We start from the raw sequence: 19,420 nt of genomic DNA on the forward strand, positions 1-19,420 counted from the left end.
TGCCATTCACATCGATTACACGGCGCCAGGAGCCCACATGCCATCGACGATAAGAACCACCACGCTGCCTTCGGGCGAGGCCGTCCAGGTGCTGGGACAGGGCACATGGAAGATGGGCGAAGATTCCCGCCGCCGCGCCGGGGAGGTCAATGCCCTGAAGCTCGGGCTGGACCTCGGCATGACGTTGATCGACACCGCTGAAATGTATGCCAGCGGCGGCGCCGAGGAGGTGGTGGCGGAAGCCATTGCCGGGCGCCGCGACGAACTCTTTCTTGTCTCCAAGGTATTGCCGTCCAATGCCTCGCGCACCGGCGTGGCGCGGGCCTGCGAAAACAGCTTGAAGCGCCTGCGCACCGACCGCATCGATCTCTATCTCCTGCATTGGCCGGGCAGTGTGCCTCTAGGCGAAACGGTCGACGCTTTCGAGGCGTTGAAGAAGGCCGGCAAGATCCGTCACTGGGGCGTCAGCAATTTCGACACCGACGAAATGGAGGAACTGACCGGTCTGTCGTCTGGCGATCATGTCCAGACCAACCAGGTACTCTACAATCTGTCGCGGCGCGGCCCCGAATTCGATCTCGCACCGTGGAGCCGGCAGCGCGGCATCCCGCTGATGGCCTATTCGCCGGTCGAGCAGGGCGCGCTGGCGCGCAATTCCAGGCTGGAAACCATCGCCGCCCGCCACAACGCCACGGCAGCACAGATCGCGCTTGCCTGGGTGATGGCGCAGCCCGGTGTCATCGCCATCCCGAAGGCGAGCAGCCAGGAGCATGTCCGCCAGAATGTTGCCGCGCTCGACATCGAGCTGACGGCCGAAGACCTCGCCGAACTCGACCGCGCCTTTCCACCGCCGACGCGCAAGCGCGGGCTGGAGATGATCTGAATTGATTGCGGTTGGTCAGACTGGCCGTCTACTTGCTGCCCAGTCGTAGGTTTTCGATCTCGCGCGCTGCGTTTCGCACATCGCGGACACCGACAAAGCTCACTGTGGTTGTGGTTGGTTCGTCGCCCGTATCAACCGTTTCCCGGCGAAAGGTAATCGATCCTCTACCGTTCGAGCGTTCGTTTCGCTCAATGGTGTTTATGGCATTAGGGGCCATTGCGAGGACATGCCGCCACCACAAATCGCTGATGATAAGGATTCGACGGTCGGTCACGGCGTAGACCGTTCGCCATACAGCCAAAGTATTCCAGACGGCATTGCCGAGCAGGCATAGTCCAAAGCCAATAGCGACAAACCACGTGATCAGCGAGAGTGAATTCCACCCAATGTGCTTAAGGAATGGTTCGCTTAGAGCGCTGAGGAGAGGTGGAGTACAGAAACAGGTCAAGGCGATGGCAAAAATAATCGGAAATAACTGGGTCCGAAGCATACCCATAAAGGATGGAGATCCAGTCCAGCGCACGGTTTCTCCAGGTTGCAATTCAGTCTTGACGACCTCGTGCGGAGTCCAATTCATGTGGGCAGTATCCTCACGGCAATGCTTCATGAGATCGCGCCATTTGCCTTCCCAATTTTGTTATAGATGGGCCTAGGAGGTGGCAATGAACAACTCGCATTCTGAATGCCAGACGCCCATGCAATTGGCTAGGTGGTTTCCAGCGCCGCCCGCGCCCGTTGCAGCGCGCGCGAAAACACTGCGGTGTCGTCGAAGGCGCGCGCCAGCGTGAGCGCGCCCTGGATGACGCCGACCGTCTCTTCGGCGAGTTCATCCGCCTTGGCCGGGTCGTGTCCGGCGCGCGTCAGCGCTTCGGCAAGATGCGCCACCCAGCGGCCGAAGTAGCTTTTGATCGCGATGGCGAAGAGGTCGCGGGATTCGTCCAGCGCGAAGGCGCCGATCAGGCACACCCGGCGCCCCGACCGGAAATAGCTCTCCGTCGCTTCGAACATCCGATCGATGCCCGTACTAGGGTCGGCCCTGTCCTGCAACGGCACGAAGACATTCTCCTCGAACCAGCTATCTATATGGGCAATGACAGCCGCCGCCATCTCTTCCTTGCCGCCGGGGAAGAAGTGGTAAAGGCTGCCTTTGCCTAGGCCGGTCGCCGCACCGATCCGCGCCAGGCTCGCCCCTTCATAGCCGTGTTCGCGGAAAACCTCGCCGATGATGGAGAGCAAATCGGCGCGATCGGGCGCGATCCTGCGCATGCGCTAGTTTTTCCGCTTGAGCATGATCTTTGCCGAAAACCGCGACACAGTTCTAGGGATCACACTCTAAAGTCCGAGTTCGGTCAGGCCGGGATGGTCGTCCGGCCGGCGGCCGAGCGGCCAGTGATATTTGCGCTCACCCTCAGCGATCGGCAGGTCGTTGATGCTGGCGACGCGCCTACGCATCAGTCCCTCCGCGTCAAATTCCCAATTCTCATTGCCGTAGGAGCGGAACCAGTGGCCACTGTCGTCGCGCCATTCATAGGCAAAGCGCACCGCGATGCGGTTGTCGTTCCAGGTCCAGACCTCCTTGATCAGGCGGTAGTCGAGCTCGCGAGCCCATTTGCGCGTGAGGAAGGAGACGATCTCATTTCTGCCCGAGACGAACTCGGCGCGGTTGCGCCAGGTGCTGTCCTGCGTATAGGCGAGCGAAACCCGTTCGGGATCGCGGCTGTTCCAGGCGTCTTCGGCAAGCCGAGCCTTCTGCGCGGCGGTCTCGGCGGTGAAGGGCGGCAGCGGCGGACGGCTCATGTCATTCTCCCATCGGCAAAGGCGAGCATTGTACCAATCGGTACAATTGGTCAAGGCCGAAATCGGGCTAGGTTTTCCCCGCCAGCCCCTTCAGCCGGTAGAGCGCTTCCAGCGCCTCGCGCGGCGTCATCTCGTCTGGGTTGATCTCACCCAGCGCTGCGCCCAATGCGTCGCTCTTCGCAGGCTTTGCCGCTTCCCGCTTCATTGCCACCGAAAACAGCGGCAGATCGTCGACCAGTCGGTTGGCCTTGCCGGAGACATCGCCTTCCTCGAGCTGATGCAGCACCTCTTTGGCGCGGCCGACCACCGCTTCCGGCAGACCGGCAAGGCGAGCGACCTGAACGCCATAGGAGCGATCGGCGGCACCCTTGCCGACCTCGTGCAGGAAGACGACGTCGCCTTCCCACTCCTTAACCCGCATCGTGACATTGTGCAGTCGCGGCAGCTTGCCGGAGAGTGCCGTCATTTCGTGGAAATGAGTGGCGAAGATCGCCCGGCAGCGGTTCTTCTCGTGCAGATACTCGACTGCCGCCCAGGCGATCGACAGGCCATCGAACGTGGCGGTGCCGCGACCGATCTCGTCCAGGATCACCAGCGCCCGTTCGCCGGCCTGGTTGAGGATCGCCGCCGTCTCTACCATCTCGACCATGAAGGTCGAACGGCCGCGCGCCAGATCGTCCGAGGCGCCGACCCGCGAGAACAGCCGGTCGACAACGCCGATATGGGCCGACGTCGCCGGCACGAAGGAACCGGTTTGGGCGAGGATGGCGATCAGTGCGTTTTGCCGCAGGAAGGTCGACTTACCGCCCATATTCGGACCGGTGAGCAGCCAGATCGCGCCGGCCTTGGCCCCGTCTTGCGGCGACAGATCGCAATCATTGGCGACGAACGGCCCTTCGCCCGAACGCCGCAGCGCCTGTTCCACCACAGGATGGCGCCCGCCCGAAATGTCGAAGGCAAGGCTGGAATCGACCAGCGGCCGGCACCAGGCTTCGCTCTCCGACAACAGCGCGAGCGCCGCCGACACGTCGAGCACGGCGAGCGCATCGGCGCCGGCGCGGATCTTCTGCGCCTCGCCAACCGCCTCAGCCGTCAGCGTATCGAAAGCGGCAAGCTCGATGCTCAGCGCCCGGTCGGCGGCATTGGCGATCTTGGTCTCGAGTTCGGCAAGTTCGGTCGTGGTGAAACGCATGGCATTGGCCATGGTCTGGCGGTGGATGAAGCGCGCCTTGGCGCCGTCGCTTCCGGTCATGATCGAATGGTGGTTGGCGGTCACCTCGATGTAGTAACCCAGCACATTGTTGTGCCGGATTTTCAGCGAGCGGATGCCGGTCTCCTCGATCAGCGAGCGCTCCAGTCCGGCGATCACCTTGCGCGATTCGTCGCGCAGCGCCCGCATTTCGTCGAGTTCGGCATGGTAGCCGCCACGCACGAAGCCGCCGTCGCGCCTCAGCAGCGGCAGTTCCTCGCCAAGAGCCTGGGTCAGATGCTCGGCCAGCGCGCGCGGCAGCGCCTTTATCGCGGCAAGTGCCGCGGTCAGCTCAGCGGGCAGGACGGTCGTTCCGAACAGTTCGGCAATGGTGGCCGCCGCTTCGAAGCCGGCACGCAGCGCGCCGAGATCGCGCGGACCGCCGCGGTTGAGAGCCAACCGCGACAGCGCCCGCGGCATGTCGGCGACGCTCTTCAGGCTTGACCGCACAGCCTGGCAGAGCCGCGTCTCGGTGCGGAAGAACGATACCGAATCAAGCCGGGCAGCAATCGCCGCCGGATCGGTTAGCGGCGCCATCAGCCGGTCGGCGAGCAGCCTGGCGCCGCCGCCGGTGACCGTGCGGTCTATAGCCTTGAACAGCGAGCCGTCGCGGCTGCCCGACAGCGTGCGCAACAGTTCCAGATTGCCGCGTGTCGCAGGATCGATGAACAGCGTCGAGCCCTGCTCCTCGCGTTCGGGACGCGACAAAGGCGGCCGCTCGGCCTTCTGCGTCTTTTCGACATAGGCGATGGCGCCCGAGATCGCCGACAATTCGGCGCGCGAGAAGGCACCGAAACTGTCCGGCGTCGCCACTTCGAAGAAGCGCGCGATCCGCCCCGCTGCCGAAGCCGAATCGAAAAGCGACGGCGGCTGCGGGCTGGCGACGCGGCCGATGAAGTCGAACGCCGGCTTCAGCTCGGGATCGTAAAACACCGGCTCGGCGACGATCAGCTCGCGCGGGTCGACGCGGAAGACATCGGCCAGCAGGCGGTCGGCCGTGGTTTCGGCGACGCGGAAGACGCCGGTCGAGATCTCGATCCAGGCCAGGGCGAAGGCGTCACCGCTGTTGCCGCCCTTCACCCGCCCTAGCGCCATCAGGAAGCTCGATTCCGACGGCGCCAGCAATTTATCCTCGGTGATGGTGCCGGGCGTCACCAGCCGCACCACGTCACGGCGTACGACCGATTTGCCGCCGCGCTTCCTGGCTTCCGCCGGGTCCTCGACCTGCTCGCAGACGGCGACGCGGAAACCCTGGCCGATCAGCTTCTGCAGATAGTCGTCGGCCGCATGCACCGGCACGCCGCACATCGGAATGTCATGGCCCTGGTGCTTGCCGCGCTTGGTCAGGACGATGCCCAGCGCGCGGCTCGCCTTCTCGGCATCGTCGAAGAACAGCTCGTAAAAATCGCCCATGCGGTAGAACAGCAGCGAGTCTGGGTTCGCCGCCTTGATCTCGATATATTGCTCCATCATCGGCGTGACGCTGCCGACGGGCGCAGGCGGTGTCACCTCGGGGGCGTCGGTTTCTGCTGAAGTGTGCATGTTCATGCCCGCACGCTAGCAGATGTGGGTGCGGGGTTTAATGCCGGCGGCCCGAAAAGCAGGGGACGACCGGCCTCGACGGCGGCTTGTGCTCCCTCTACGCCGGGTGAAGCCGTTGGTTGCTTCGGGCGCCAACCAGACCCTATGATCGCCATGGCGGGGATAAGCGGCATGGATCAGGACAAACAGGAGGCGTTCGAAGAGCTGGTCGGTCCGGCTGGATCGGCGCTTGAGCGCCTGCTGCTGTTGGCGGCGCGGCGCGTCCACCGCACCAAAAGCAAGCTTAGGGGGACAGTGCGCAAGCGCGTCCCCTTCCTCCTGCCGACACGGGGACCGCTGTCCGATCTCGATAGCGGCATCGAGATGTCGCTGCATGTGCTCAGCCGCGACCCGCTGGTGCTCTATGTCCCGATTGGCGGAGCCCGTCCGCTCTATCCGCTGGCGGCCCTTGGCCGGCGCCTGGCGGGACGGCGCGTCACCTTCCTGACGATGCAGACCTGGACCATGGAGCGGCCGGCTGTCATCGCCCGGATGGGCCGCGATCTCGCCTGGTATGCCGGCCGGTTTCCGCTGCACGAAATCATCTTCCTGTGCAACACCGAGGAAGAGCGCCGTCTCGTCGCGGCTGCGGGCGGCAATGCCATCTTCTCCAACCACAATCTGATGGTGTCGGAGGATATATTCCGGCCGCTGCCGGACGTGCCGGTCGAATTCGACGCGGTCTACAATGGCCGCATCTCGCCGATCAAACGCCATCACCTGGCCTTCGACATAGAGCGGCTGGCCCACATCACCTATTCGATCGGCGAATTGCCGCCGGTTGCCGCCCGCGCCTTTGTTCGGCGACTGCAGGCGCGTTCGCCGCTCCACCAGATCGCCAATCCGCTCGTCGACGGCTGGCCGGGCAAGCTGACGGCGCAACAGGTCAACCACGTCTACAACCAGGCCGCCGTCGGGCTGTGCCTGTCGGCCGTGGAAGGAGCGATGTACTCCTCGATGGAATATCTGATGGCCGGCCTGCCGATCGTCAGTACGCCGAGCCTTGGCGGTCGCGACGTCTATTTCGATCCGGATTATTGCATCGTCGCCGATCCGGAACCGGCTGCCATTCGCCGCGCCGTCGAGACGCTGCGAGATCGTGCCATACCGCGTCAGCACATCCGCCGCCGCACGCTGGAGAAGGTTCACGCCCAGCGCATCGAACTCATGGCGTTCCTGACTGCATTGCTGCGGCGCAAGGGAAGCCGTGCGCCACCCATCGAGACGTGGCCTTTCCCCGGCACAGACGGCATGATGCGACGGGGAACGGTGCGCGAAATCGCTGCCTTCGTCAGCGAGCCAGAGCCGACGTGACGCCGTTCGACCTCGGGAGATTTCGCTGCGGGCGTGAAGATCGCTTGGCGATTTACAGCGGTGGCGTGTAGCCTTGATCCAGAAGTTTCAAAAACACGCACCCGTCTCAAGGGGGCGACACCGGCGAGGAATTCAAAAGCATCATGGCCAAGAAAACCGAAAATAGCGGCCCCTCCGTCAGCGCCGAGGAGGCGCTGGAATTCCACGCCATGGGCCGCCCCGGCAAGCTGGAGATCGTCGCCACCAAGCCGATGGCGACGCAGCGCGATCTGAGCCTCGCCTATTCGCCGGGTGTCGCGGTTCCTGTGCTGGCCATCGCCGAAGACCCCAGCCGCGCCTTCGACTACACGACGCGCGGCAACATGGTCGCCGTCATCTCCAACGGCACCGCCATTCTCGGCCTCGGCAATCTCGGCGCGTTGGCCTCCAAGCCGGTGATGGAAGGCAAGGCGGTGCTGTTCAAGCGCTTCGCCGATGTCGATTCCATCGATCTCGAGGTCGACACCGAGGATGCCGACGAATTCATCAATTGCGTGCGCTTTCTCGGCCCGTCCTTCGGCGGCATCAACCTGGAAGACATCAAGGCGCCGGAATGCTTCATCATCGAGCAGCGCCTGCGTGAATTGATGGACATCCCGGTCTTCCATGACGACCAGCACGGCACCGCCATCATCTCGGCCGCCGGGCTGATCAACGCGCTGGAGATCACCGGCCGCGACATGAAGACCACGAAAATGGTCTGCAACGGCGCCGGCGCCGCCGGCATCGCCTGCATCGAACTGATGAAGGCGATGGGCTTTGCCCCCGAGAACATCATCCTGTGCGACACCAAGGGCGTCGTCTACCAGGGCCGCACCGAAGGCATGAACCAGTGGAAGTCGGCGCATGCGGTCAAGACCGACACGCGCAGCCTGGCCGAGGCGCTGGACGGCGCCGACGTCTTCCTCGGCCTGTCGGCCAAGGGCGCATTGACCACCAAGATGGTGCAGTCGATGGCCAAGAACCCGATCATCTTCGCCATGGCCAATCCCGACCCGGAGATCACGCCGGAGGAAGTGGCCGAAATCCGCACCGACGCCATCATGGCCACCGGGCGTTCGGACTACCCCAACCAGGTCAACAATGTGCTGGGCTTCCCCTACATCTTCCGCGGTGCGCTGGATGTCAGGGCCACCACCATCAATGACGACATGAAGATCGCCGCAGCGAGAGCGCTGGCCGACCTGGCGCGCAAGGACGTGCCCGATGATGTCGCCGCCGCCTATCAGGGCAACCGGCCGAAATTCGGCCCCAACTACATCATCCCGGTGCCGTTCGATCCGCGCCTGATCTCGGCCATCCCGCTCGCTGTGGCCAAGGCGGCGATGGAGTCAGGCGTCGCCCGCAAGCCGATCCTCGACCTCGACCGCTACGCGCAGGAACTGTCGGCCCGCCGCGACCCGATCGCCTCGACCTTGCAGCGCATCTACGACCGCGTCCGCCGCCAGCCCAAGCGCATCGTCTTTGCCGAGGGCGAGGAAGAACAGGTGATGCGCGCCGCCGTCTCCTATGTGAACCAGAAGCTCGGCACCGCGATCCTGCTCGGCCGCGACGATGTCATCAAGGAAAACGCCAGGCACGCCGGCATCGACCTCAACAAGCAAGGCATCGAGATCATCAATGCCAGGCTGTCGCGCCGCAACGGCATCTATACCGATTATCTCTACGAGCGCATGCAGCGCAAAGGCTTCCTGTTCCGCGACTGCCAGCGGCTGATCAACAACGACCGCAACCATTTCGCCGCCTGCATGGTGGCGCTGGGCGATGCCGACGGCATCGTCACCGGCGTCACCCGCAACTATTCCACGGCGCTCGACGATATCCGCCGCGTCATCGACGCCAAGCCCGGCCACCGCGTCATCGGCGTCTCCATCGTGCTCGCGCGGGGCAAGACAGTCCTCGTCGCCGACACCGCCGTGCACGACATGCCCAATGCCGAGCAGATCGCCGATATCGCCGAGGAGGCCGCGGGCTTCGCCCGCCGCATGGGCTACGAGCCGAGGCTCGCCATGCTTGCCTATTCGACCTTCGGCCACCCGCAGGGCGAACGTTCCGAGCGCGTGCAGGAAGCGGTGCGCATCCTCGACAAGCGCCGCGTCGATTTCGAATATGACGGCGAGATGGCCGCCGACGTGGCGCTCAACGCCCGCGCCATGGCCCAGTACCCGTTCATCCGGCTGACCGGCCCTGCCAATGTGCTGATCATGCCGGCGTTCCACTCGGCCTCGATCTCGACCAAGATGCTGCAGGAACTCGGCGGCTCCACCGTCATCGGCCCGCTGCTGGTCGGCCTCAACAAGCCGGTCCAGATCGTCTCGCTCAACGCCAAGGATTCGGACATCGTCAACATGGCTGCGATCGCGGCCTATAGCGCGGGAGCCTGATTCGCGGCAAAATCGCCAACCCATAAGAGATTGATAATATTCGGCTGCTATAGGGAACGTTCTCGCCCCCTATGGCCTTATGGCATTGGCGGCGCGCTCAGACCGCCAAAACGGGGGTGCGGCCATGAAGCATGACACGGCATCTGTGGTCGGCCACGGGGTCTACCACGACGAGCGGCTGGACGCGCTGCTCAGCATCACCGGCCGCATGGACGGTTATCTCTACCGTTGCCGCAACGATGCGTCCTACACCATGCTCTACATCAGCGACGGCATTTTCACCGTCAGCGGTTATCGGCCGAGCGACTTCATTCAAAATGCCGTGCGCGACTATGTCTCGGCCATCCACCCGGATGATCTCGCTGCCGTCTATGCCGCCGTCGATACCGCGCTCGAGGCGCGCTGCAACTGGAACGTCGACTACCGCATCGTGCCGCAGGTCGGCGAGCCGCTCTGGGTCCGCGAGATCGGCGGCGGCGTCTGGGACGAGGCAGGCGAACTCGAATTCCTCGAAGGTTTCGTCGTCGACATCAGCGACCGCAAGGTCGTCGAGGATCTCAACGCCGAGCTGCTGCTCGAACTCAAGGCCGCCAATGAGGAACTCTCCGTACAAAAGCGCGAGATCGAGCTGGCCAAGCAGCACAGCGACCACTCGGCCAACCACGATGCATTGACCGGCCTGCCCAACCGGCGCGCCTTTCACAACGAGCTGAGGTCGGTGATCGACCGCTGCGACAGCACCGGCCAGGCGGCCGGCCTGCTGTTCATCGACCTCGATAGGTTCAAGAAGGTCAACGACACGCTCGGCCACGAGGCCGGCGACGCGCTGCTGCAGGAGGTGGCGGGTCAGCTTCGCACCATCCTGCGCAGCGCTGATTTCGTGGCGCGGCTCGGTGGAGACGAGTTCGCATTCCTGTTTTCAGGAGAGGCTAGCCGGGCCCGACAGAAGGCCGTGGGCGTCGCCGAACGTATCCTGGAAAAGCTGCGGATCAAGGTGCCGACGCCGAATGGTGCCATCCATGTTGGTTGCACCGTTGGCGTCGCCATCTACCCGGCGGAAGCGTCCGATTCGGAGGCGCTGATAACGCTCGCCGACCGACTGATGTACATCGGCAAAAAGAGCGGCCGCAACCGGCTGGTCACCGCCGGGGCTTTGGAACCCGGGCCTACGTCCGACGACCTTCGCCGCACCGCCTGAGCGGAGCGCCGGACAGCCTCAACCGGCGGGCACCCCTCATCTGGCTCGGCGCTGCGCGCCGAAAGACGGCCCTACAGCAACCCCGCCAATTGGGCCGCGCTGCGCAGGTTCTGCCGCGGCCTTGGCCCAAGCTGCTGGATCACCAGCCCGGCGGCTAGCGAGCCGAGATCGCCGCAATCCTTCAGGCTGCGCCCGCTCGTATAGCCATAGAGGAAACCGGCGGCGTAGAGGTCGCCGGCGCCAGTGGTGTCGACCAGTTCGCGGATCGTCGTCGCCTGAATGGTGACGGTCTCGTCGCCGCGCACGATCACCGAGCCTTTTTCGGAGCGGGTGACGGCGGCAATCTTGCAGTCCTTGCGGATCTGAGCCAGCGCCTCGTCGAAGGATTTTGTCTGGTAGAGCGACTTGATCTCGTGGCTGTTGGCAAAGACGATGTCGACAGTGCCCGAGCGCATCAGCTCGAGGAACTCGTCCCGGTAGCGGTCGACGCAGAACGAATCCGACAACGTCATCGACACTTCGCGCCCGGCCTCGTGTGCGAGCTTCGCCGTCTGCCGGATCGCCTCCTTGGCGCGCGGCGGATCCCACAGATAGCCCTCGAAATAGGTAACCTTGGCGCCGGATGCCTTGTCGGCCTCGACGTCTTCCGGGCCGAGTTCGACGCAGGCGCCGAGATAGGTATTCATCGAACGCTCGCCATCGGGGGTGACGAATATCATCGAGCGCGCCGTCGGCGGCTGTCCCTCAAGCGGCCTGGTGTCGAAGGCAACGCCCTGGGCATGGATGTCATGGGCGTAGATTTCGCCGAGCGGATCGTTCGACACCTTGCCGAAGAAGGCGGCGCGGCCGCCGAAGCTGGCGACGCCCGCCGCCGTGTTGCCGGCGCTGCCGCCCGAGGCCTCGATCGCCGGCCCCATGCGGCTGTAGAGCAGCTCGGCGCGCTTGGTGTCGATGAGGTTCATCGCACCCTTGATGATGCCGTTGGTCTCGAGAAAAGCGTCGTCGCACTGGGCGATGATGTCGACAATGGCATTGCCGATGCAAAGCACGTCAAAATCCGGCATCAATGTCTCCGCCTCGGAACCTGCCGGCTTTCTGCCGCGCCCGGGCGGGTCTACAGCATCACCCCGAAAAATGGCAACCGATTTCCATCCTTTGCCGGCCCAAGCCGGCGCGCGCACCTGGGACGAGGCTCCATCACAGTTCGACCGTGGCCGAAGCATCTGACCGCCGGGTCGCCTACAAGCTTGGCCTCAAATCAAGCGCTGGAAGCACCCGCATGCAAGCAAAGACCGACATGACCACCGAACTGGCGCTGCTTGGCGTGCTGGCCGCCCTGTGGGGCGCGTCCTATACCTTCATCAAGATCGGTGTCGAGACGATCCCGCCGATATCCTTCATCGCTGCCCGCACCTTGATTGCCGGCGCCATCCTGCTCGCGCTGATCCGCTGGCGCGGCCTCGCCATGCCCAAGGACAGCGCGACCTTGTGGCGGTTCATGGTCCAGGCCTGCCTCAACAGCGTCGTGCCGTTCACGCTGATCGCCGCCGCCGAGCGTTCCATCGATGCCGGCCTGGCCACCATTCTCAACGCGACCTCGCCGATCTTCACCTTTCTGCTGACCGCGCTGATCACCCGCCACGAATCCGTGACCGCACGCAAGCTGTTCGGCGTCGGTGCCGGCATCGCCGGTATTTGCCTGATCGTCGGCACCCAGGCGCTTGGCGGGCTCGGCCATCAATTGTGGGCGCAGCTTGCCGTCATTGCCGCCACGGTCTGCTATGCCGGCGCCGCCATTTTCGGCCGCGGCTTTAGGGGACTCGACCCGATGCTGCCGGCCGCCGGCTCGATGCTGTGCGGCGCAGTCATCCTCGTCCCCTTGAGCCTGGCCTTCGACCGCCCGTGGACCCTGTCGCCTTCAATGGCGTCGATACTGGCCTTGTTGGCATTGTCGGTGTTCTCCACGGCGCTGGCCTTCTGCATCTTTTTCCGCCTCATCCACACTCTGGGTTCGGTCGGCACGACGTCGCAGGCCTATCTGCGCGTGCCGATCGGCGTCGGCATCGGCGTCGTGTTTCTCGGCGAAAGCATCGGGCCGACGGCGCTCTGGGGCATGGGCTGCGTCGTCGCCGGCGTTGCGGCAATGACCATCCCAGCCCGCTCCCGGGCGCTGGCGCGCTAGATCATTATCAGATTTGGTTGAAATCTCATCATGATCTAACCCTTTGTTGGAGTATGATCTTTTCCAAAAACCGGTCCCCATTTTTTGGGATCATGCTCTAGTTAGTTCCCGTCCGGAATTGCGCCCGCTCCAGCAGGCTTGCGGCTGATAGGGTCTCCGCCTATGTCGGAGATGTCCGTTTGTTCCTGGGGGTGGAAACGCCGTGATCTCCAACGCTGCCCGCGCCGCCTTCAGCCGGCTGTTTTCTCCCGAATTCCGCGCGGTTTTCCTGAAGACGCTGGGCTTGACCGTCCTGGCGCTGGTCGCCTTGTGGTTCGTCTTGACCGGGCTTGTCGATTGGCTGGCGCTGCCATGGGTTCACTCCTTGTTGCCCGGCCTGCCGTCCTGGGCCGGATGGCTGGGCGGCATTATCGCGGCCATCGCTCTTGCCTTCGGGATGGCGCTGCTGATCGCGCCGGTGACGGCAATCGTGGCGGGCCTGTTTCTCGACGACATCGCCGAAGTGGTCGAGCGCACCGACTATCCGGCCGATCCCGTCGGACGCGCCATGCCGGCGCTGCGCTCGCTCGTGTTGTCGGTGAAATTCTTCGGCGTCGTCATCCTGGGCAACATCGTCGCCTTGCTCCTTCTGTTGGTTCCAGGCGTCAACATCGCCGCCTTCTTCATCGTCAACGGCTATCTGCTCGGACGTGAATTCTTCGAATTCGCCGCCATGCGCTTCCGCCCGGAAGATGAGGCGAGGGCGTTGCGCCGGAAATATGCCGGCACCGTCTTTCTGGCCGGGCTGCTCATCGCTGCCTTCCTCGCCGTGCCCCTGCTCAACCTGCTGACGCCGCTCTTTGCCGCCGCCATGATGGTGCATCTGCACAAGGCGGTCGGCGCGCGGGAGAGCGCCGGGCGATAGGCCTATCAACGCAGAAGAAAACCGCGTCCCAATTCGTCATCCGGCTCGACGGTGAATTCCGCCCGGCCCGAATAGTAGGCGCGGCCGCCGACGCGGGCGATGATCGCATCATGCGGGCCGGCCATGGTCGTGCGCGCCACCGCTCCGGAAAAGCGCGAGCCGGCGATGCTTTCGAAGGACCGCTCCTGACCAGGGTTGATCTCACCCTTGGCATGCATTGCCGCCAGCCGCGCGGTGACGCCGGAGCCGGTCGGCGAGCGGTCGACCTCGGCATCGGCAAAGACGCAGATGTTTTTTGTTGCCTCGCCGGAGAACGCATCGTGTCCATCGGTGAGGATGGTGCCGTAGAGGAAAGCGAGATCGGCATGGTCGGGATGCGATAGAGGGAACGCCGCCTTCAGCCGCTCGGTCAGCGCGGTTGCCGCGTCGACGAAATCGCGCACCCGGCTGCGGCCGAACTCCAGGCCGAATTGATGGCAGTCGGCCAGCGCGTAGAAGGCGCCGCCATAGGCGATGTCGAACGCAATCTTGCCGTATCCCCCCAATTCGATTTGTTGGTCATGGGCAAACAGAAAGGCCGGCACGCTTTCGAACGACACCGATCCCGCTTTGCCGTCCTTGACCTCCACCGAAGCGACGACCAAGCCGCACGGCGCCTCGATGTTGACCATGGTGATTGGCTCCTGTTTCGCCACCAGGCCTTCGTCGACGGCGTAGCGGCCAAGCGCAATGATGGCGTGGCCGCACATCGTCGAATAGCCCTCGTTGTGCATGAACAGCACGGCCAGCTCGGCGCCGGGCAGGTCGGGCTCCACCAGCAGCGCGCCATACATGTCGTAGTGGCCGCGCGGCTCGAAGATCAGCAGCTTGCGCAAATGGTCGAGGTGGTCGCGCACATAGGCGCGCTTTTCCAGGATCGTGCCTTTGGGAATGTCTGGATAGCCGCCGGTGACGATCCTGAGCGGCTCGCCGCCGGTGTGCATGTCGACGACGGTGAGCGTCATGCGCCGGGACCCCTAGCCTGAGGATTTGGAAAACAGCGCCTGCAATTTGCCGAACGGGATGGCGGCCCGGGTGAAGCCGAACGTGCCGTCCTGCTGGATCTCGCGCGCCGCGGTTTCCAGCATGCCGAAGGCGAAATTGGTCAGCCACGGACCGAGCGAGATGCGCTTGACCCCGGCCATGGCAAGGTCGGCGATGGTGAAGGCCGGGAGTGCCATGACATTGACCGGCCTGCTCACCGCCGAGCAGATGTTCCGGATGGTCTCGACATCTTTGAGGCCGGGCGCATAGAGCACATCGGCGCCGGCCTTTTCGAAGGCCTGCAGCCGCTTGATCGTGTCGTCGAGATCCGGTTTGCCCCAAAGGAAATTCTCGGCCCGTGCGGTGAAGACAAAATCATGCTTGAGCGCCCGTGCGGCCTCAGCAGCAGCTGCAACGCGCTCGACGGCGTGTGAAAACTCATAGATGGGCTTGTCGGGATCGCCGGTATGGTCCTCGATCGAGCAGCCGGCGAGACCTGCCGCTTCGGCCGCAAAAACCGTCTCGGCGGCACTCGTCGCGCTGTCGCCCTTGCCTTTCTCGAGATCGGCCGACACCGGCAGGCTGGTCGCCGCCGTCAGCTCGCGGCAATGGTGGATCATCGCCTCGAAGGTCACTGCGCCATCGGGCAGGCCGCGCGAGAAGGCAAAACCGGCGCTGGTCGTCGCCAGCGCCTTGAAGCCGAAGGAGGCCAGGAGCTTGGTCGTGCCGACATCCCAGGGGTTGGGCATGACGAAGGTCGAGGCGTGCAGGTCGCGAAAGATCTTGCCCTTGTCCATGAGTGCTCCCTTCAGATGCGGAATATCGGCAGATTCTATCGTGCAGAAATGCACCGGGCAAACGAATGCGGTTGGCTCAGAAGCGTTTGGCGTTCTCTCCTGCCAATCTGTCCAGCGCGTCGGTATCCTTGACGTAGTGCAACGTCTTCTTGTCCCAATGATCGGCAACGGAAATTGCGTGGGCTTCAGGCTTGGGCGGCTGGCCGTCGCAGCTCTCGCCGTTGAGCACCGTGGCGTCGGTCACCGTCACTTTGACCGCGGCATAAGGCTGCCCGTCAGCGATCGTCTGGAAAGCAACGTCCTGCTTGCGGCTGTAGGCGCACAGGTTCTCATCGAAGGTGAAGATCATGTCGATCAATTGGAATTTGTCGTCGCGCACCATGATCAGCGGCGTGATCGCGTAGTTTTGGCTTGAATTGAAATGCGCGCTCATGGTGATCACGATGTCGTCGTTCGGCCCAACGGAAAGCTTGCCCGGTTCACGGAAATAGGTGCCGCGGTCGAGCGCGACATTGACGGCGTCGAGCAGCTTCGGCTTGTCTGTGATGTCGTAGAGCGCCAGCACGGCATAGCCTTCGGCGCTGTCGGGAGAGTCGCCGAGGTCGTAGAGCATCGCCAGCCGGTCCTTGCCCCCGGCCTTGATGGCGAGCACGCCGGCGTTGGAGAGGCCCGATGTCTCAGGCGGCGAACCGCCGCCATCCGGTCCCTCGATGTGGCGCATCTCGATCGGCAATCCACCCCGGTAGAAACCGTTGCTGTCACCTGCGAGGCCGGGAATGACCATCCTTGCGAGGTCCAGATAGGTCACATCCATGTGACCGGGGATGGCGCTGCCGAATTCCGGGAAGCTGACGGCTTGCGCGCTGGCTGCGGTCCAAAGCCACGGCAGCAGCACAAGCGCTAGAGCAATTTCAGGAAAAGTGTGTGCGGTTTTCCGGCCGGAAATTGCGACAAAACAAAAAGATAGAGCGGTTCGCCGTTTCCATGAAACGGTGAAACGCTTTAGGATGGAGCGAAGCAGGTTCGTTGGCATGGGTGCCTCAGGCTGGCCGCGCGGAACCTAACACAGCTTCAGTGGATCGGCACCAGCCCGGCAAGTTCGCGCATGTCGTCGAACAGGACGCCGCCAGCGCCGGCTAGGCCATCGCGGTCGGAATAGGGATCGCCATGATAGGAATAGACACGCATGCCCGCGGCAATGCCGGCCTGCGTGCCGGCAACGCTGTCCTCGATGACGATGCAGTCGGCCGGCGCAAAACCCATGGTCTTTGCCGCATGCAGGAACAGGTCCGGGAACGGCTTGCCGCGGCTGACCATGGTCGAAGAGAACATGGCATGCTCGAACAGCGGCAGCAGCCCGGTCTGGCCGAGCGTGATGTGCATCTTCGAGATACGCGCAGAAGTGGCGACGCAATAGGGAATGCCGGCCGCGCGAACCGCCTCGATGAAGTCGCGCACATAGGGGATCGCCTCGACGCCATGCGCAAACAGATCGGGCAGGCCGGCATTCCAGCGATCGACGAAATCGGCGCCGAGCCGCACCGTGGTCGTCTCTTCGATTTCCTTCTGCACCGAAGCCATGCTGCGGCCGGAAAAATATTTGCGGCAATATTCGAATGTGGTGGGATAACCGGCGGCAACAAACCACTCGGCAAGCCGCCGGTTGGCAAGGTTCTCGGTGTCGACCAGGATTCCGTCGCAGTCGAAGATGACCAGTTTCGGTATGCTCATTCAGGCGGTGCCGGTCGATCCGAACCCGCCCGCGCCGCGCGTCGTGGCGCCGGCCAGCGAGCGCTCCTCAACCGTCACCTGCGTCACCGCGGCAAAGACGATCTGGGCAATGCGCATGCCGCGCGTCACCGCGAAATCCTCGTCGCCGAGGTTGACCAGCAGCACCTTAACCTCGCCGCGATAGTCGCTGTCGACCGTGCCTGGTGAATTGAGGACGGTCAGCCCATGCTTGAAGGCAAGGCCGGAGCGCGGCCGCACCTGGCCTTCCATTCCTTCGGGAATTTCCAGGATCAGACCGGTCGGCACCAAGGCGCGCTTGCCAGGCAGGATCAGCAGCGGCCGGTCTTCCGGCACCGCGGCGCGCAGATCCATGCCGGCGGCGCCGGTGCTTTCGTAAGCGGGAAGGGGAAGTCCATCGCCATGCGGCAACCTGACGAAGCCGATAGTGGGACCAATGACGGAGGAATTTTGGAAGGCTGCGCGCATAAAATCGATCCTATCGGCGCGAACGGCGATTCGGTCAACTCGTCCGCAGGCCATCAACGGCTTTCTTTCAGGCGTCAGTGTGACCTAGCGCAATTCCACCGGAACGACGGTCGTCTCCTTGATCTCCTCCATGACGAAGGAGGCCGAAACGTCCGACAGCGCCACCTTGGCGATCAGCCGCTGATAGAGCCGGTCATAGGCCTTCATGTCAGCGACGCGGGCGCGCAGCACGTAGTCGAGATCGCCGGACATGCGATAGACCCCGGTGATCTCGGGAAAACCAGTCACCGCCGCACGGAACTTCTGCAGCCAGTCCGGGTCATGATTGGAGGTGCGGATCAGGATGAACACCGAAAGTCCGAGCCCGAGCTTGTCGGCATCGACCAGCGCCACCCGTCCGGTGATGACGCCGTCCTCTTCCAGCCGCTTGACCCGGCGCCAGCAGGCGTTGCGCGACAGCGACACTTTTTCGGAGAGCTGATCGACCGACAGTGTGCCGTCGCGTTGCAGCTCGGCCAGCAATCTTCGGTCGATTTCATCAAATTCAAGCGCCATGTTGGGATGAATGTCCCGAACCACGGCGTTAGACAAGGACAAATTGAGACCGATGAACCTTTACCCCGTGGCAGGATACCCACATCGGGGCTTATCCCGGCAGGAGGGATCACCATGACGACGCTGTTTTCGAAGCTGTTCACCTCTCACCCGGCCAAGGTGGGCGAGACCTATTTCAGCCATATGGCCTTTGCCGCCTGGTTCTGCTCGCGCCTCCTGATGGCCGCTGGTGCGGCACTCGTTCACGCTTTCTTGCCGTTTCTCTTCGAAACTACGGCAAGCCGAATCGTTCGCGAACTCTACGAGCGGACGCACAACAGAGGCTCGCACGCGGTGAAGGAGCCCCAGGCTCTCTTGGATCGCGCCTAGGATTGGTTAGAAGCGATGTGCCGATGGGCGGCCTATCTGGGTGAAGCGGTCTTCCTCGAAGACGTCGTCACCGCGCCTTGCCACTCGCTGATTGCCCAGAGCCATTGCGCCCAGGAAGCCAAGTCGCCGACCAATGGCGACGGTTTCGGCCTTGCCTGGTATGGCGACCGGCCCGAGCCCGGCCTCTACCGCGACATCCTGCCGGCCTGGTCGGATCCCAATCTGAAAAGCCTGTGCCGGCAGATCAAATCCGGCCTGTTCCTCGCCCATGTCAGAGCGTCGACCGGCGGCGCCACCAGCCGCATGAACTGCCATCCCTTCATCTCCGGCAGCTGGTCGTTCATGCACAACGGCCAGATCGGCGGCGTCGAAAAGATCCGCCGCGCGCTGGAGAACTCGCTCTCTGACGCCGCCTTCGACCAGCGCGAGGGCACCACCGATTCCGAATTGTTTTTCCTGCTGATGATCGACGAGGGTCTTGCTGGCGACCCGCAAGGGGCAGTATCGCGCGCCACCGCTCGCGTCATCGAGGCATCGCGCCGCGCCGGTCTGGAGCCAGCCTTGAAACTGACCGCAGCGTTCTCGGATGGGCAGGCGCTCTATGCCGTGCGCTACGCCAGCGACGCCCACGCGCCAACGCTCTACACCTCGCTCCGCAATGGCGGTCGCTGCATCGTTTCCGAACCCTTCGACCGCGAAGGCAGCGACTGGCAGGCCATTCCGCCGGCGAGCTTTGTCACGATCAGCGGCGATGGGATGGTTATTCGGCCGTTCGTGCCGGCAACTGCGAAGCTCCCGCTGGTGGGCTGATCGAAGGAAACAGGGTAGGCCGCATTCCTTCGCGCCCCCCTCAACCGAACCGGTCAGCGCAATTACGATCAAGCGTTCCCTGTCCTAGAAATGCTGAACTCACTTCAAGCCGCGCCTG

General features: G+C 63.6%; 19 protein-coding genes. 8 read left to right on the forward strand and 11 right to left on the reverse strand.

Annotated features, from left to right (window positions below; translation table 11 throughout):
- The first annotated feature begins 37 nt into the window (after nucleotides 1-37).
- A complete protein-coding gene (locus NLY37_RS26105) occupies nucleotides 38-883 on the forward strand; it encodes an aldo/keto reductase (RefSeq protein WP_023743191.1) in 846 nt (281 codons plus the stop codon).
- Nucleotides 884-911: 28 nt separating this feature from the next.
- Here NLY37_RS26105 and NLY37_RS26110 read toward each other — a convergent pair whose 3' ends face one another.
- From NLY37_RS26110 to mutS, 4 genes are all read right to left on the reverse strand, one after another.
- Nucleotides 912-1,460, reverse strand: coding sequence for a hypothetical protein (locus tag NLY37_RS26110; RefSeq protein ID WP_156933985.1), 549 nt, complete (start codon nucleotides 1,458-1,460; stop codon nucleotides 912-914).
- Between the two features lie 128 nt (nucleotides 1,461-1,588).
- Nucleotides 1,589-2,149 carry a TetR/AcrR family transcriptional regulator gene (locus NLY37_RS26115; protein WP_023743193.1) on the reverse strand — a complete coding sequence of 187 codons (561 nt, stop codon included), beginning with the start codon at nucleotides 2,147-2,149 and terminating at the stop codon, nucleotides 1,589-1,591.
- 66 nt (nucleotides 2,150-2,215) lie between these two features.
- Nucleotides 2,216-2,680, reverse strand: coding sequence for a nuclear transport factor 2 family protein (locus tag NLY37_RS26120; protein ID WP_023743194.1), 465 nt, complete (start codon nucleotides 2,678-2,680; stop codon nucleotides 2,216-2,218).
- A gap of 67 nt (nucleotides 2,681-2,747) precedes the next feature.
- The gene (mutS, locus tag NLY37_RS26125; RefSeq protein WP_023743195.1) at nucleotides 2,748-5,477 is read right to left on the reverse strand and encodes a DNA mismatch repair protein MutS; all 2,730 of its coding nucleotides are present in this window, start codon (nucleotides 5,475-5,477) and stop codon (nucleotides 2,748-2,750) included.
- A 165-nt stretch (nucleotides 5,478-5,642) separates the two neighbouring features.
- Here mutS and NLY37_RS26130 point away from each other — a divergent pair, with 165 nt between their 5' ends.
- The 3 genes from NLY37_RS26130 (at nucleotide 5,643) to NLY37_RS26140 (ending at nucleotide 10,445) form a co-directional block, all read left to right on the forward strand.
- The gene (locus tag NLY37_RS26130; RefSeq protein ID WP_031200463.1) at nucleotides 5,643-6,824 is read left to right on the forward strand and encodes a glycosyltransferase family protein; all 1,182 of its coding nucleotides are present in this window, start codon (nucleotides 5,643-5,645) and stop codon (nucleotides 6,822-6,824) included.
- A gap of 143 nt (nucleotides 6,825-6,967) precedes the next feature.
- On the forward strand, nucleotides 6,968-9,247 hold the full coding sequence (locus NLY37_RS26135; RefSeq protein ID WP_023685127.1) for an NADP-dependent malic enzyme: 2,280 nt from the start codon (nucleotides 6,968-6,970) through the stop codon (nucleotides 9,245-9,247).
- 124 nt (nucleotides 9,248-9,371) lie between these two features.
- Entirely contained in the window at nucleotides 9,372-10,445 is a 1,074-nt protein-coding gene (locus tag NLY37_RS26140; RefSeq protein WP_023743196.1) for a sensor domain-containing diguanylate cyclase, read from the forward strand.
- A 71-nt stretch (nucleotides 10,446-10,516) separates the two neighbouring features.
- On the opposite strand, the gene NLY37_RS26145 is transcribed toward NLY37_RS26140, so the two are convergent.
- Entirely contained in the window at nucleotides 10,517-11,509 is a 993-nt protein-coding gene (locus NLY37_RS26145) for an adenosine kinase (RefSeq protein ID WP_023743197.1), read from the reverse strand.
- A gap of 215 nt (nucleotides 11,510-11,724) precedes the next feature.
- On the opposite strand from NLY37_RS26145, the gene NLY37_RS26150 reads away from it, so the two are divergent.
- Nucleotides 11,725-12,627: a DMT family transporter gene (locus NLY37_RS26150; protein WP_023743198.1), complete on the forward strand. Its 903-nt coding sequence runs from the start codon at nucleotides 11,725-11,727 to the stop codon at nucleotides 12,625-12,627.
- Nucleotides 12,628-12,829: 202 nt separating this feature from the next.
- Entirely contained in the window at nucleotides 12,830-13,531 is a 702-nt protein-coding gene (locus NLY37_RS26155) for a sulfate transporter family protein (RefSeq protein ID WP_023692652.1), read from the forward strand.
- Between the two features lie 5 nt (nucleotides 13,532-13,536).
- Here the strand turns inward: NLY37_RS26155 and NLY37_RS26160 are convergent, their stop codons facing one another.
- The 6 genes from NLY37_RS26160 to NLY37_RS26185 form a co-directional block, all read right to left on the reverse strand.
- Entirely contained in the window at nucleotides 13,537-14,535 is a 999-nt protein-coding gene (locus tag NLY37_RS26160) for a proline racemase family protein (protein ID WP_023743199.1), read from the reverse strand.
- Nucleotides 14,536-14,547: 12 nt separating this feature from the next.
- Nucleotides 14,548-15,351 (reverse strand): isocitrate lyase/PEP mutase family protein, encoded by an 804-nt coding sequence (locus tag NLY37_RS26165; protein WP_023732504.1) that lies wholly within the window; start codon nucleotides 15,349-15,351, stop codon nucleotides 14,548-14,550.
- A gap of 76 nt (nucleotides 15,352-15,427) precedes the next feature.
- The gene (locus NLY37_RS26170) at nucleotides 15,428-16,246 is read right to left on the reverse strand and encodes a hypothetical protein (RefSeq protein WP_023743200.1); all 819 of its coding nucleotides are present in this window, start codon (nucleotides 16,244-16,246) and stop codon (nucleotides 15,428-15,430) included.
- A gap of 176 nt (nucleotides 16,247-16,422) precedes the next feature.
- A complete protein-coding gene (locus NLY37_RS26175) occupies nucleotides 16,423-17,082 on the reverse strand; it encodes an HAD family hydrolase (protein ID WP_023725825.1) in 660 nt (219 codons plus the stop codon).
- Nucleotides 17,083-17,568, reverse strand: a complete 486-nt coding sequence (gene dut / locus NLY37_RS26180; RefSeq protein ID WP_023743202.1) for a dUTP diphosphatase — start codon at nucleotides 17,566-17,568, stop codon at nucleotides 17,083-17,085.
- 84 nt (nucleotides 17,569-17,652) lie between these two features.
- Nucleotides 17,653-18,123, reverse strand: coding sequence for an Lrp/AsnC family transcriptional regulator (locus NLY37_RS26185; RefSeq protein WP_023690042.1), 471 nt, complete (start codon nucleotides 18,121-18,123; stop codon nucleotides 17,653-17,655).
- Nucleotides 18,124-18,237: 114 nt separating this feature from the next.
- Between NLY37_RS26185 and NLY37_RS26190 the strand changes: the two genes are divergently transcribed.
- On the forward strand, nucleotides 18,238-18,492 hold the full coding sequence (locus NLY37_RS26190; protein WP_023685117.1) for a DUF6356 family protein: 255 nt from the start codon (nucleotides 18,238-18,240) through the stop codon (nucleotides 18,490-18,492).
- 15 nt (nucleotides 18,493-18,507) lie between these two features.
- The gene (locus NLY37_RS26195; RefSeq protein WP_023743203.1) at nucleotides 18,508-19,302 is read left to right on the forward strand and encodes a class II glutamine amidotransferase; all 795 of its coding nucleotides are present in this window, start codon (nucleotides 18,508-18,510) and stop codon (nucleotides 19,300-19,302) included.
- The last annotated feature ends 118 nt before the right edge of the window (nucleotides 19,303-19,420 follow it).

Source organism: Mesorhizobium sp. C395A, assembly GCF_030323205.1.
GTDB lineage: Bacteria > Pseudomonadota > Alphaproteobacteria > Rhizobiales > Rhizobiaceae > Mesorhizobium.

Bases quoted from the DNA above. Each gene is read 5' to 3' on its own strand.
- NLY37_RS26105 (WP_023743191.1), top strand. From the start codon at position 38: ATGCCATCGACGATAAGAACCACCACGCTGCCTTCGGGCGAGGCCGTC.
- NLY37_RS26110 (WP_156933985.1), bottom strand. From the start codon at position 1,460: ATGAATTGGACTCCGCACGAGGTCGTCAAGACTGAATTGCAACCTGGA.
- NLY37_RS26115 (WP_023743193.1), bottom strand. From the start codon at position 2,149: ATGCGCAGGATCGCGCCCGATCGCGCCGATTTGCTCTCCATCATCGGC.
- NLY37_RS26120 (WP_023743194.1), bottom strand. From the start codon at position 2,680: ATGAGCCGTCCGCCGCTGCCGCCCTTCACCGCCGAGACCGCCGCGCAG.
- mutS (WP_023743195.1), bottom strand. From the start codon at position 5,477: ATGAACATGCACACTTCAGCAGAAACCGACGCCCCCGAGGTGACACCG.
- NLY37_RS26130 (WP_031200463.1), top strand. From the start codon at position 5,643: ATGGATCAGGACAAACAGGAGGCGTTCGAAGAGCTGGTCGGTCCGGCT.
- NLY37_RS26135 (WP_023685127.1), top strand. From the start codon at position 6,968: ATGGCCAAGAAAACCGAAAATAGCGGCCCCTCCGTCAGCGCCGAGGAG.
- NLY37_RS26140 (WP_023743196.1), top strand. From the start codon at position 9,372: ATGAAGCATGACACGGCATCTGTGGTCGGCCACGGGGTCTACCACGAC.
- NLY37_RS26145 (WP_023743197.1), bottom strand. From the start codon at position 11,509: ATGCCGGATTTTGACGTGCTTTGCATCGGCAATGCCATTGTCGACATC.
- NLY37_RS26150 (WP_023743198.1), top strand. From the start codon at position 11,725: ATGCAAGCAAAGACCGACATGACCACCGAACTGGCGCTGCTTGGCGTG.
- NLY37_RS26160 (WP_023743199.1), bottom strand. From the start codon at position 14,535: ATGACGCTCACCGTCGTCGACATGCACACCGGCGGCGAGCCGCTCAGG.
- NLY37_RS26165 (WP_023732504.1), bottom strand. From the start codon at position 15,351: ATGGACAAGGGCAAGATCTTTCGCGACCTGCACGCCTCGACCTTCGTC.
- NLY37_RS26175 (WP_023725825.1), bottom strand. From the start codon at position 17,082: ATGAGCATACCGAAACTGGTCATCTTCGACTGCGACGGAATCCTGGTC.
- dut (WP_023743202.1), bottom strand. From the start codon at position 17,568: ATGCGCGCAGCCTTCCAAAATTCCTCCGTCATTGGTCCCACTATCGGC.
- NLY37_RS26185 (WP_023690042.1), bottom strand. From the start codon at position 18,123: ATGGCGCTTGAATTTGATGAAATCGACCGAAGATTGCTGGCCGAGCTG.
- NLY37_RS26190 (WP_023685117.1), top strand. From the start codon at position 18,238: ATGACGACGCTGTTTTCGAAGCTGTTCACCTCTCACCCGGCCAAGGTG.
- NLY37_RS26195 (WP_023743203.1), top strand. From the start codon at position 18,508: ATGTGCCGATGGGCGGCCTATCTGGGTGAAGCGGTCTTCCTCGAAGAC.